This window comes from Psychrobacter sp. 1U2 (assembly GCF_051847575.1).
Genome location: NZ_JBPYDC010000005.1, coordinates 137,305 through 149,545, shown reverse-complemented (window position 1 = coordinate 149,545; position 12,241 = coordinate 137,305). Strand labels below are relative to the sequence as shown.

At 45.2% G+C, this 12,241-nt stretch carries 11 protein-coding genes; 4 read left to right on the top strand and 7 right to left on the bottom strand.

The genetic code is table 11. From position 1 onward, the window contains the following. Positions 1-34: 34 nt before the first annotated feature. The gene (locus tag ACS8FD_RS04225; RefSeq protein WP_439274607.1) at positions 35-1,534 is read right to left on the bottom strand and encodes a SulP family inorganic anion transporter; all 1,500 of its coding nucleotides are present in this window, start codon (positions 1,532-1,534) and stop codon (positions 35-37) included. A gap of 808 nt (positions 1,535-2,342) precedes the next feature. Here ACS8FD_RS04225 and murD point away from each other — a divergent pair. After that, a complete protein-coding gene (gene murD, locus ACS8FD_RS04220; protein WP_439274606.1) occupies positions 2,343-3,782 on the top strand; it encodes a UDP-N-acetylmuramoyl-L-alanine--D-glutamate ligase in 1,440 nt (479 codons plus the stop codon). Between the two features lie 215 nt (positions 3,783-3,997). Further along, on the top strand, positions 3,998-5,194 hold the full coding sequence (gene ftsW / locus ACS8FD_RS04215; RefSeq protein WP_439274605.1) for a putative lipid II flippase FtsW: 1,197 nt from the start codon (positions 3,998-4,000) through the stop codon (positions 5,192-5,194). Positions 5,195-5,204: 10 nt separating this feature from the next. On the opposite strand, the gene gluQRS is transcribed toward ftsW, so the two are convergent. The 6 genes from gluQRS to ACS8FD_RS04185 all read right to left on the bottom strand — a co-directional run bounded on the left by gluQRS (position 5,205) and on the right by ACS8FD_RS04185 (position 10,450). Continuing rightward, on the bottom strand, positions 5,205-6,134 hold the full coding sequence (gene gluQRS, locus ACS8FD_RS04210; RefSeq protein WP_439274630.1) for a tRNA glutamyl-Q(34) synthetase GluQRS: 930 nt from the start codon (positions 6,132-6,134) through the stop codon (positions 5,205-5,207). Between the two features lie 295 nt (positions 6,135-6,429). Beyond that, positions 6,430-6,867, bottom strand: coding sequence for an RNA polymerase-binding protein DksA (gene dksA, locus ACS8FD_RS04205; RefSeq protein ID WP_439240534.1), 438 nt, complete (start codon positions 6,865-6,867; stop codon positions 6,430-6,432). 267 nt (positions 6,868-7,134) lie between these two features. Further along, entirely contained in the window at positions 7,135-7,980 is an 846-nt protein-coding gene (locus tag ACS8FD_RS04200; protein ID WP_439274604.1) for a metallophosphoesterase, read from the bottom strand. Positions 7,981-8,181: 201 nt separating this feature from the next. Next, positions 8,182-9,000 carry a metal ABC transporter permease gene (locus ACS8FD_RS04195; protein ID WP_439274603.1) on the bottom strand — a complete coding sequence of 273 codons (819 nt, stop codon included), beginning with the start codon at positions 8,998-9,000 and terminating at the stop codon, positions 8,182-8,184. Positions 9,001-9,076: 76 nt separating this feature from the next. Further along, positions 9,077-9,847 carry a metal ABC transporter ATP-binding protein gene (locus ACS8FD_RS04190; RefSeq protein WP_439274602.1) on the bottom strand — a complete coding sequence of 257 codons (771 nt, stop codon included), beginning with the start codon at positions 9,845-9,847 and terminating at the stop codon, positions 9,077-9,079. Positions 9,848-9,931: 84 nt separating this feature from the next. Then, complete coding sequence (locus tag ACS8FD_RS04185; protein ID WP_439274601.1) at positions 9,932-10,450, bottom strand: transcriptional repressor; 519 nt, start codon at positions 10,448-10,450, stop codon at positions 9,932-9,934. A gap of 112 nt (positions 10,451-10,562) precedes the next feature. Here ACS8FD_RS04185 and ACS8FD_RS04180 point away from each other — a divergent pair, with 112 nt between their 5' ends. Together ACS8FD_RS04180 and ACS8FD_RS04175 are read left to right on the top strand one after the other, a co-directional pair. Next, entirely contained in the window at positions 10,563-11,444 is an 882-nt protein-coding gene (locus ACS8FD_RS04180; protein ID WP_439274600.1) for a metal ABC transporter solute-binding protein, Zn/Mn family, read from the top strand. Positions 11,445-11,716: 272 nt separating this feature from the next. Then, a complete protein-coding gene (locus ACS8FD_RS04175; RefSeq protein WP_439274599.1) occupies positions 11,717-12,115 on the top strand; it encodes an ATP synthase subunit I in 399 nt (132 codons plus the stop codon). Positions 12,116-12,241 lie beyond the last annotated feature (126 nt).

The window sequence follows — 12,241 nt, the reverse complement described above, 5'->3', positions numbered from 1 at the left end:
AAGGCAACCGTATTAGCTAAATGACACAAGCTATCTAATCAAGCAATCCAATATCGCGGCGATCATGGATAGAGAAGCGATCGATCAAAGTACGACTGGCATTGTTTAGTCCAACTACTTTGACATCAATACCCTCGCGTTGCAAGCGCATGACGAGCTTATCAAGCGTATCGACTGCGCTGACATCCCAAAAATGCGCTTGGCTGACATCGATATGAATGGTATCTAAAGCTTCTTTGGTATCGAAACTGTTGAGAAATTGCGTGGTCGAAGCAAAGAACACTTGCCCTTGCACATAGTAATAGCGCGTATTGGTACTATCGTCATAGTCGCTATATATGGTCAAGAACTGCCCGATCTTATTGGCGAAGGCTAAGGCGGATAACAGCACGCCAACACCGACACCATACGCCAGGTTGTGGGTAATAACCGTCGTCAATACGGTTGCTAGCATCACAATATTAAATGACATAGGGTGGGTCTTAAACTCGCGAATAGATTGCCAGTTGAAGGTGCCAATAGAGACCATAATCATCACCGCCACTAGCGCTGCCATCGGAATTTGACTGACCCACTCGCTCAGGAATACCACCATAATCAGTAGCACAACGCCCGCTATTAAAGTCGATAAACGAGTACGTCCACCAGATTTTACGTTGATCATCGATTGACCGATCATCGCACAGCCAGCCATACCACCAAAAAACCCAGAAACAACGTTAGCAATACCTTGACCACGGCACTCTTTGTTCTTATCACTCGGCGTATCGGTGAGCTCATCAACGATGGTTGCGGTCATCATCGACTCAAGCAAGCCAACGATAGCCAAAGCAATAGAGTAGGGGGCGATGATAAGTAACGTCTCAAGGTTGAGCGGAATATCTGGCAATAAGAATACCGGCAGCGAATCGGGTAGATCCCCCATACTGCCGACATTACGAATGTCCAGATTCATGTACATCGCAACCGCCGTCAAACCAACGATACAGATCAGCGGTGAAGGGATAATTCGGCCAATCTTGGGAATGAGCGGAAACAGATAAATGATCGCGAGGCCTACCGCCGTCATGATGTAAACGGTCATGCCGACCCGCTCCGTCATTGGATTGAGCTCAGGCAACTGGGCGGCAAAGATCAAAATCGCTAGCGCATTGACAAAGCCTATCACCACTGAGCGCGAGACGAAGCGCATAAGATTGCCAAGCTTTAAGATACCCATCACTACCTGAATACCGCCGCATAACAAGGTTGCCGCTAGTAGATATTGTAGCCCGTGATCAGCGACTAGGTCGACCATCACTAGCGCCATTGCACCGGTAGCCGCCGAGATCATTCCAGGGCGTCCCCCAACGAAGCTTATGACGACAGCGATACAAAAGGAGGCGTACAAACCTACTTTTGGATCAACGCCGGCGATAATAGAGAAGGCAATTGCTTCTGGAATCAAGGCGAGGGCGACGACGAGTCCTGACAAGATATCGCCGCGAACATTAGAAAACCACTCATCACGTAAGTTATCAACAAAAGATATCATAAGTAAGCTGCATACAATAAAAGACAAAAAGGGAGTCGCTGATCGTGAGCTTATTATCTGCTGATAATAGTCACTGACAGAGCTAAGGCGTGGCTCAACAGACTGCGCCTGTCAAACGGTATGGCACTTGCACAGCAGCAAAAGCCAATAACGAGTAGAAGTATAATAAAGGTGTTCAATCATAATATGTGAGGCAATCAGCTCACTGGCACAATACCAAAACGGTAAAGATCATCTGATTAAAATGAATACTAGTGGCAAAGGTATGCCGCTAGTGACAACATGCTAAACTAATAAAACTAAGCAGTTCGCCTTCGTAGTTAATCTCTAGCACGCAGTCATTCGCAAGTAGCGATAAAAACATGGGCATAATAGCATAAAGTGGCAAAAAAGCAGTACCGAAATATCAACGATACCGTTATGATACTTATACTAGGGTCTATTGAACATTCGACCGTGGCACTGACAGAGACTATTTTTTGGGCGATTCGAAGATAAAAATAGTAAGACGAGTCTTTTAAGCGCCTGCTTTTAGCAATGGACCGGCAAAAAATAGCCCTGACTCCAGCTATTTATAAAGAGGAGCTGATGCTAAAATCGCTCTATTCGTTGTAAAAATTTAGCCAATGCAATGAGCATTATCTGCAACTTTCACTTAGACTAGACCACAGCTTTGATTAACTAGTAGCTATCAGCAGTGCTCATTTGTGAATGTTCAACAGACCCTGATCGCTCAAAATAACGTGATTACTCTCATTTGTGATCAACTATTTCAGAGCGCTTCCATAGTTTAAGAGAAGGAAAGTATATGTCGACCTCTGCAGCACCAGCGACATTGATTCATAAAGGCAGTGGCTTACAAGTGGTCGTTGGCTTAGGACAGTCCGGATTGTCAGTAGCACATTATCTCACCGAGCAAGGCTACCGGGTTGCCGTCACTGATAATCACCCTACGCCAGTATTGGCTGAGCAGCTACCAGCTGCGGTTGAGATTCGTCAATTTGGCGGCCTTGATAGCGAGTTATTATTACAAGCGGCGCGCATTATTATCAGCCCTGGCATCTCTTTAGCAACTGAGGCCGTAGCGCAAGCGCGGCAAGCTAATATCCCAGTCGTCAGTGATATTCAGCTGTTTTGTGAAGCTTGCAGTGTACCGATAGTCGCCATCACTGGCTCCAATGCCAAAAGCACCGTCACCACCTTAGTGGGACAAATGGCGAGTGACGCTGAGGTGAAGGTAGGCGTCGGTGGCAATATAGGCGTACCAGCTTTGTGCTTACTAGCTAATAAAGATATGGAACTAGCTGTTCTTGAACTATCAAGCTTTCAGTTAGAGACCGTCAGCAACTTAGGCGCGCAAGTGGCGACGGTGCTCAATATGTCGCCTGATCATCTAGACCGTCATGGTGATATGCTCGGCTATCATCAAGCTAAACATCGTATTTTTCAAGGTGCCAAGTCGGTAGTCGTCAACCGTGAAGACGCTTTGACTCGGCCTTTAGTCGCAGACAACTTGCCTCGTATTAGCGTCGGTATTCATGCTCCTGACAAAGATCAATATGGTTTGATTACCGATCCTGATGGGCAGATTTATCTAGCTCGCGGTACCGAGCGTCTACTATCCGCTGACAGACTACCGGTTAAAGGCCGTCACAATTTGCTCAATGCGCAAGCTGCGCTCGCTTTAGGTGAGCTGGCAGGGCTGCCATTAGAGAGTATGCTCACCACCTTACAGCAGTTTACTGGACTAGAGCACCGATGCCAGTTTGTGGCTTCAGTGACTGATATTGACTATTTCAACGACTCAAAGGGCACTAATATTGGCTCGACTATGGCGGCGGTCGAAGGCCTAGGAGCCGTCTATGCGCCAAAAGATGGTAAGCTGTTATTAATATTAGGTGGTCAGGCAAAAGGCCAACAGTTTGGCGAATTGACGCCGCTCATTAACCAATATGTCAGTCAAGTACTTATCATCGGTGAAGATGCTAAGCTCATTGAGCAGCACCTACGTGATGCTGAGCTTAGCGGCGATGTCCGATTGCACCAGTGCCAGACGTTAGATAATGCTTTTGCTTGTATTCAGCAAGTGACAGACAGCAGCTTATCGCAAGTACAAGCCGTACTCTTGTCTCCAGCTTGTGCCAGCTTCGATCAGTTCAGTGGTTATGCTGAGCGCGGTGAGTATTTTAGTCAGCTCGTGCAGCAGCTAGTGACGCAAGATACCGCCGATAGCTACAGTGAATCCTAAATAAACAGTGTGCAGCTATGACAGCGTGCCACTGGTATAAATTTTATAGTGGATTGACTATGATTAGGCTATAAATTTTTATAAGTGATGGATATTACTCATTATTTACTCTAGGCTATGGTTTATAATAAAAACTGGCATGAGTTGTTTTTTATGTTTCGATGGTGGTGTTCGCTGAACGCCGTATTTTTTGTTTGTTAGTATATTTGAATATTATGGCGCTCTCCTTTTTTTCTCGCTCAAACTCAAGCACCTATGCCAAAGCCAATAGCGATGGCGTACTGTCTCTACCCTCAGCTCGCGCTATTTTGTTAGCGAGCGTGGGTTGCATGATGGTGCTGAGTTTGCTGATGGTCGCTTCTGCCTCTATACCCTTTGCGCTCAGTCGCGGGATGACAGAGCTCTATTTTTTCAAAAACCAATTGCTCTATATGTGCATTGGTCTATTTTTGGCGTTTTTACCCTATAAGTTTGTACCGCTTAAGATGCTGTACCAGACGGGTACGCAGTTCTTTTTATTGATGGTGACAGCGCTGTTATTAGTCGTCACTTTATTTGGCACGCCGATTAATGGCTCAAAGCGTTGGCTCAGTTTGGGGGCGTTCAACTTTCAGGTTGCTGAACTTGCCAAGCTAGTTATTATTATTTTTGTTGCAGACTTTGTGGTGCGCCGCTCTTTTGAGGTGCGTAATGGTTGGGATGGCTTTTTGCGAATCTCACTCGTCATCGGTATGATGACCTTTTTACTATTATTGCAGCCAGACTTTGGCTCATTGGTGGTCATCGTCGGGACGGTATTTGCGATATTTTACATTGCCGGCGCGCCTTATAAGCAATTTATCGCACTAGGGGCGGTAGTTGGCGTACTTGGGGTATTAGCAGTTACCTTAGTGCAATATCGACTGACACGAGCTTTATCGTTCTTAGATCCTTTTGATGATATTCAAGATACGGATTATCAGCTGGCGCGTAGTTTGATTGCTTTTGGCCGTGGTCAGTTTACCGGAGTCGGTTACGGCGAGAGCGTACAGAAGCTTTCACACTTGCCAGAAGCGCATACTGATTTTTTGTTAGCCATCACTGGCGAGGAGTTAGGGTTTGTTGGCGTGACTTTGATACTGCTGCTCGAAGCTTTAATCATCGGTAGCGCAATGCGTATTAGCTATAACGCGCTCAAACGTCGGCAGATGCGCATGAGTTATACCGCTTTTGGTATCGGTATTATCTTTATTGCCCAGACGATTATCAATGCGGCGATGAATATGGGGGCGATGCCGACTAAAGGTTTAACCATGCCCTTCTTTAGCTATGGCGGCTCCTCGATGTTGATTAGCTTAGTGATGGTGGCGCTGCTGCTAAAGATATATAAAGAAAGCCCAGAGATTGAAAAAAGCCAATGTCGTCATTATTAGTAATGAGTCCCTAAAAAATAGCTAATTGCTGTTTATTTCGTAGTGGTGTATTGTCCCACTGGCTGATGGCTTGTCTTAGCATACGCTCTGGCGTATCCAAAGCGACAGGGAGTTGTTGTAATAATTTTAAAGCTGCCGCAAGTAGTGCGCTTGGATCACGAGTATCGATAGGCTGAGCTAGGTTTTGTTTAGAGAGCTTTTGCCCGTTGGCATGACAGATTAGGGGCAAATGATACCAGTGGCTAACTGCTGGCAGGCCTGTCATTTGTAATAAGCTGATCTGCGCGGTAGTCATTGGCAAAATATCCAGCCCACGCATGATGTGGGTAATACCTTGTAAACCATCATCGATACTCGCGGCTAAAATATAATTAATCATGCCGTCTTGCCGACGTACTACCATATCGCCTAAAGTCTGCTGTGGATTATCCCACTGCATCCCTTGAATACCATCCATAAAACCAATGGCATAATCTGGTAGCTGCAAGCGTAGTTTATGTTGTTGCTTGTCTAAACTATCAGCAATACAGCAGCGCGGATAACGTTGCTTATTGGGTGTTGAGTCACTTAAATTCTCGATACTTCCCCAATATCTAGCTAAGCTCTTACGTGAGCATTGGCAGCCATAAGTTAGTGGTGCTAGCGCCGCTGAGAGATACTCGTTATAGATATCGATGCGCTCAGATTGATGGATAACATCACCATCCCACTCTAGTCCAAGCATCTCTAGATCTATCAATATCTGTTCGGTGAACTGCCGATCGCAGCGCTCAGTATCGGTATCCTCTATGCGTAGTAGCCATTCTCCGCCCAAAGATTTGATATGACAGTAACTCGCCAGCGCGGTCGTCAAAGAGCCTAGATGTAACTCACCAGTAGGAGAGGGGGCAAAGCGACCTATAGGCCGCGTCTGAGTATTCAAATGAGCTGAGGGCTCTATCAAAGCTGAGGGCTCTATCAAAGCTGAGGGCTCTATCAAAGCTGAGGGCTCTATTAAAGCTGAAGGCTCTATTAAAAAAGAATCGTTAGTATTTGTAGGGGAGTTCAAAGTATTCGGCTACCGAGATAAGATAATGGCATTAGCATAAACAAGCTGGCTTTGAAAATATATTAGTTTTTAGTAGGGTTTAAGGCGCGTTTGCTTGTTCGAGCTTATTTAATTTTGCGCGTAAAAAAGCGAGCGACTCTATAAAGAGCGCTCGCTTTTAGAATTTACAGATATCAGTAGCGGGTCATTATTGCCCCTGGTTTTGACGCTCTTTCATCTCTGATAAGGTTTTGCAGTCGATACACTGCGTAGCGGTCGGACGCGCCTCCAGGCGGCGCAGGCCAATCTCCACCCCGCAAGTTTCGCAGAATCCATAGTCATCATTTTCAATCTCAGCCATCGACTTATCAATCTTGCGAATCAGCTTACGCTCACGGTCACGGGTGCGCAGTGCTAAGGCAAACTCTTCTTCTTGAGTCGCTCTGTCGTTGATATCTGGCATAGCGCTTGACTCATCTTGAATATAAGTCTTAGTACGGTCAGCCTCACCGATTAGCTGGCTTTTCCAGTCGAGCAAGATCGCTTTAAAATGTTCAAGCTGCGCATCAGACATATATTCTTCGTCTTTGGCAGGAACATAAGGGGTAAACTTTACCTCAGCTGGAGACGTCGTTGAAGTGCTCATAAGGGTATCCTATTTTTCCAAATTAATTCAACAAAACGATGTTGCAAAAGACAAGACTTTAAAAACCATCTATCGCCCTACGACTTGTCCTTTATAGAACGTTTCACCACGGGGTACGCCAATCATATGATAGATAAACCTAGCACCAATGTGATGCGATACGCTATCAATCGCTCATATTAACCTAATAATGATTACTTCCTTCATCATTATTATACTAACCAACGTCCACTGTTTTCTATTATTCATTATGCCACTAAAAACTGGCTACCAAGTATCTAGTCTTTTGACCCAGCTTGCAAGATTGCCATTGTTGGCTAATTGCAACCAGCGATAGCCGGCATGTGCTTGTTTATCATAACTAAAGTCATCCTTATAAGGCATAAACTGATAACAAGTCGATGGTGTTGAGTAGACCGTTACCCCGTTTCGATAACGGACTTGCTCTTGATGAGTATGACCACTGATAATGACCTTTAGGTGCGCATAAGGAGCTACACGCTGCCAAAAGTAGTCGGCGTTTTCTATCATGTGCGCATCTATCCACTCAGAGTACATTGGCATCACGTGATGGTGCACGGCTAATAAGGCCGGCTTATCACAAGTCTCAAGCTGAGCACACAGCCAGTCCATATCAGCCTCAGTCACTGCACCTGAAATCTTGCCAGGAGTTGAAGAGTCTAGCAATAACAGCTGCCAAAAGTCAGTCTCAATCACATGTTGGCTCAGCAGCCGCGAATCCATAGTACGAGCCATCAGCTCGCGTTGATCAAAGGGCAGGTCATGGCTAGATTCGTCGGTGACATCATGATTGCCCGCAATACAAGCAAAAGGTATCTGCGTGTTATGAAGTACCTCAAAAACATAATCATAAGTCGCTGTCTCAACCTTACTGACTAAGTCGCCGGTTACTACTATCAAATCACAGCGAATATCTTCAGCAAGCGCTTGTGCGAGATTGGCTTCAAAGCAATGTCGACAGTTAGGTTTTGCATCGCCATGGTCTTCAGCATTATCTGTACTAGCTAGTGGCAATAAATGCATATCGGTAATTTGCAGAATGTTTAATGGTCCATCCGGATTATTTACTCGATAAGTGGGGTAGCTCAGCATGAGTAAGATCTCTTAGGTCATAATAAATAATAATCCTAAACGCTCTGATAACCTGAACACTTCATGGTCGTCTATTAACCGTTTAACGATTAGATATCTGCCTGTTTATAGCACAGTTTTATGCAGCAACCAACTACTTAGTAAAAGAAAGTCGATAAAGGTAGATGCGATCATCGATAGTATCTGCTCGTGGGTTACTTTTTATGTGCGATTAGTTAGGGTCAATCTAGTGAGCAGTTTTGATAATAATAACGCGATAAAAAATAAAATAGCGAGCACTAAGACAATCGATAGACCGGTTTGTATATCCATCCAGACACTGCCCCAGACTCCCAAAGTCACCCCACACTGGGCCATAATAAGCGCAAAGACGACCATCTGCTTCGGCGATGTTGTCCATAATCTGGCGCTTAATGCGGGCAGTACCAAAAGCCCGCTAATTAATAAGCTACCGACTGCTTGTAAAGCGATCGCACAAAACCCTGCTAATATTCCCATAAAAAACAAGCGCTGCCGGGTCGGGTTTACGCCTTGAATGCGAGCTAGGGCTTCATGAGTCGCTAGTTTGATTTGCGCGGGCCAAATATAGATCAGTAAGGCCAATCCTATTAAGACACTCACCGCTAATATCGGCAAATCCGCCCAATCTAGCTCTAATAAGTTACCAAATAAAAACCCTAATACATTGGCTTGCTGGTCAGTTAGTTGAGTCAGCGTCAGTAAACCCAAACATAATAAAGTGACTGCGACTACGGCTAATACCGCATCCATTGGCAAACGCTCATCGTCAATAACCACTAAGCCGAGCACTACCAGCACGCTGACAATACCGACGCCAAACCCCATCGGCAGCTGCCAAAGTACCGCAAGTCCCACGCCCAAGAGCGTACCATGCGCTAAGGCATCGGCAAAAAAGGCCATACGCCGCCATAACACAAGGCAGCCTAAAGGCGCTGAAAGCAGCGCGAGAATACTGCCAGCAATCCAAGCCGGGGCGATAATGGCTAACCAAGCAGTCATAACTGATATCCGTTAAATAAGCGCTAAAAGGGGTTTGTAGAGGCTTCAAGATAGAGCCGTTTTAATACTGATGGGCTCAAGGTAGCAAGTCGCTAGGGGCATGATGCTCACAAGCGTGATGCTGATGCACATAAGGCTGCTCATAATGATGACCGAAAAGCTTCTGAAACTCGCTCGTGATAGCAAGCTCGCTCGGTTGCCCTTCACAGCAAATGTGCTTATTAAGACAAATAACGCGCCGACTACCTTTCATTACCCAATGCAGATCATGAGACACCACGAGCATCGCACAGCGCAAAAAATCCGGCAGCTCATCAATAAACTGATAGAGCCAAACTTCAGTGTCAGGGTCAAGCCCCTGCATCGGCTCATCTAAGATTAATAAGTTAGGCTTGTCTAGTAGGGCTCGCGCTAATAATACACGCTGCGTCTCGCCACCAGATAAATGACCCATTTGCCGTGATAACAAATGATTTAGCGACAACTTATCAAAAATAAGTTGTCGCTGCTCCGGCTTTAATCGGCGTTTATCCGCCTGTGCTAGCAAGTCTTTGACTCGCAGCGGTAAGATAGGCGGTATTGAGAAACGCTGGGGTACATAGCCGAGCTGTAGGGGTTGATGAGCTTTTATAGTACCTTCGCTAGGAGTGATAAGGCCTAAGATAAGCTTGACTAAAGTCGATTTGCCTGCCCCATTGGGACCGATAAGGCTTACAGTTTCATTGAGCGCGATATCGATACTGATATGTGATAGCAGCCGCTGTCTATCGACATCGTAGCTGACATTATCAAGGCTCAGCAGCTTATCGCTATTATTCCGATTAGTCGGTAAGTTATTTGCGCTCATAGCTGACCTGTGGGTTAAAGAGTGGCTTTAAGCCTGATGTAAACAATATGATAAGAGTTAGAATTTAGAGTGATAAAAAAGAAACTACTGACAAGCTTGGCAGCGGCCGCTCAATTCGATGACGCTATGATTGACCATAAACCCCACATCTTGCTCGGCAAAGCTCATCATCTCTTGAACTGGTAAGCTGCTACATTCTTGTACCCGCTGACACTGCTCACAAATCAAGAATGCCGCGGCGTGCTGAGCGCGAGGATGACAACAAGGCACATACGCATTGATGGAAGTGAGCTGATGAATCAGACCCTCGGCCAACAAAAACTCTAAGCTGCGATAAACGGTCGGCGGTGCGACATTTTTGGTGCGATGCTCGTGGTCTTTATCTAGTAGGCGAGCTTGCTGTAACTGGGTAATCAAATCATAAGCGCCAACAGGCCGCTCAGCTTGCAATATCAGCTCGTAGATCTGTTGACGTAATGGGGTAAATCGCACACCGCGAAGTCGACATTGCTCTATAGCGGCATTCAGGCGGGCACGCACCTCATTAGCACTGAGATGATGAACGTCATGGAGATGATGACTAGTTAATGAACAATGGCTCATAACCACTCCTAAAATAATCGTGCACTTTTTATTGTTATAGTATAACATAATGAAACTTAGAAAATAGATTATTTAATGACAACTATCAAAACCAATTGGCTAAAGTGGCATTATGAAACTGATGAATAAAAAAATACTATCCTCAAAGTCTTGGCTTAAGAGCCTACTTGCAAGTTTTCTAGTAGCAGGTTTGTTTAGCATAAGCGCGCAAGCGGCCAATACCGTAAGCGTCAGTAATTATCCTTTATTTTTGCTGAGTGAAGCGGTGACAGCAGGCGCGCCGTCTGCTAAAAAGCTATTAAATCCAGGTGAAGTGGGGCATCACGGAAGCATCAGCCCAAAAGATATCAAAGCGATTCAAGAGAGTACCTTTGTGGTTTGGTTCGGCGCGCCACTAGAAAACAACTTGGCTTCAACTTTAGACAGTGCGCCTAACGCTATCTCTTTGTTTGCTTTTGATGCTTTCAAGCGTTATCCCATGCGCGATGTCAAAGGCGAAACAATAGCCAATACCTTAGATACCCATATTTGGTTAGATCCTCAAAACGCCAAAGCCATCACGCGAGCCCTAGCCGTTATTCACAGTCATGCCGACCCAAAAAACAAAACGCTCTATCATGCCAATGCGCAGAAATTTGCGCAGCGGATGGATAGGGCAGTTGCCGCTCAAAAACGTAGCGGACAATCTGTTAGAGCTTATTGGGCTTATCACGATGCTTATCAGTATCTAGAACCCAGTCTGAATTTGCAGCTGGTTGGCAGTCTCAGTAGCGATCATCATTTAGCGCCAAAAGCGAGTCAGCTACGCTGGTTAGGTGAGCAGCGTCCAAACAAACGCATGTGCTTGGTAACGCAGAGCAAGCCAGCTAAAGGGCTTATTACGAAGCTACAGCCGGTTAAAACGACTATTCAGTTAGAAGATATGAGCGGGAGCAATGACTTTGTGACAGGCTGGAGTGAGATGGCGCAGCAAATAATGCAGTGCACCTCTTGAGAGCGTCGGTAGTCTGTCTGTGGTCGTTAGCGTTTACTTAACGAGAACGCCTCATTTGGCTTGATCTATTGAGATTTTTGGCTGTTCATTATCATGTAGTGGTTATGACGCAGCAGTTATTATAATTAACTTGCCAAAAAGTAGCAGAGTACTTACAATGAGCGACGTTTTGTTTTGGTCAGATGGCAGCGGCACTATAGCGAAATGATGAATACTAATCTCATCATTTGACTTTTAGTAATTTGGATACGATCTGCGCATTAGGATTGATAATGACCAAGCCTGCTAAACGTACGCAAAATCAGCAGATCAGTGTCTATATAAAACGCCAAGCTTGGATATTATTTATCCTGATCATTATCACTTGGCTGATAGATAAAATCTGGATGCATAGTGAGCTTTTGGTAGCAAAAAGTACCGCCATTGGTGCTTTGCTTAGCTTTATAACCCAAGCCGTTTTTGCTGGATTTGTTTTTTGGCACACGGGCTACCGCGCCCGCTTGCATATAGTCAGTCAGCTCTATCGAGGCCAAATGGCCAAATGGCTATTGACTCTATTTGGTTTCGCACTAATCTTTATCACCATAAAACCCCTATCGGCCCCAGCGCTATTTATCGGTTTTATGGTCATGCAGATTAGTCACAGTTGGATGTTATGGCGTATACGCTAAAGACTTATTTATATGACGACTTTTCTATATCATTGAAGTCTATAAATATAAAGCAGTTTTGCCTATAGCGTGAAGCTTTTATCTTATTATTTATAAATTATAGGGTAAAAAGCTGTATCGTAGAAA

Coding starts and splice junctions, on each gene's coding strand:
- ACS8FD_RS04225 (WP_439274607.1), bottom strand. CDS start 1,534: ATGATATCTTTTGTTGATAACTTACGTGATGAGTGGTTTTCTAATGTT.
- murD (WP_439274606.1), top strand. CDS start 2,343: ATGTCGACCTCTGCAGCACCAGCGACATTGATTCATAAAGGCAGTGGC.
- ftsW (WP_439274605.1), top strand. CDS start 3,998: ATGGCGCTCTCCTTTTTTTCTCGCTCAAACTCAAGCACCTATGCCAAA.
- dksA (WP_439240534.1), bottom strand. CDS start 6,867: ATGAGCACTTCAACGACGTCTCCAGCTGAGGTAAAGTTTACCCCTTAT.
- ACS8FD_RS04200 (WP_439274604.1), bottom strand. CDS start 7,980: ATGCTGAGCTACCCCACTTATCGAGTAAATAATCCGGATGGACCATTA.
- ACS8FD_RS04195 (WP_439274603.1), bottom strand. CDS start 9,000: ATGACTGCTTGGTTAGCCATTATCGCCCCGGCTTGGATTGCTGGCAGT.
- ACS8FD_RS04190 (WP_439274602.1), bottom strand. CDS start 9,847: ATGAGCGCAAATAACTTACCGACTAATCGGAATAATAGCGATAAGCTG.
- ACS8FD_RS04185 (WP_439274601.1), bottom strand. CDS start 10,450: ATGAGCCATTGTTCATTAACTAGTCATCATCTCCATGACGTTCATCAT.
- ACS8FD_RS04180 (WP_439274600.1), top strand. CDS start 10,563: ATGAAACTGATGAATAAAAAAATACTATCCTCAAAGTCTTGGCTTAAG.
- ACS8FD_RS04175 (WP_439274599.1), top strand. CDS start 11,717: ATGACCAAGCCTGCTAAACGTACGCAAAATCAGCAGATCAGTGTCTAT.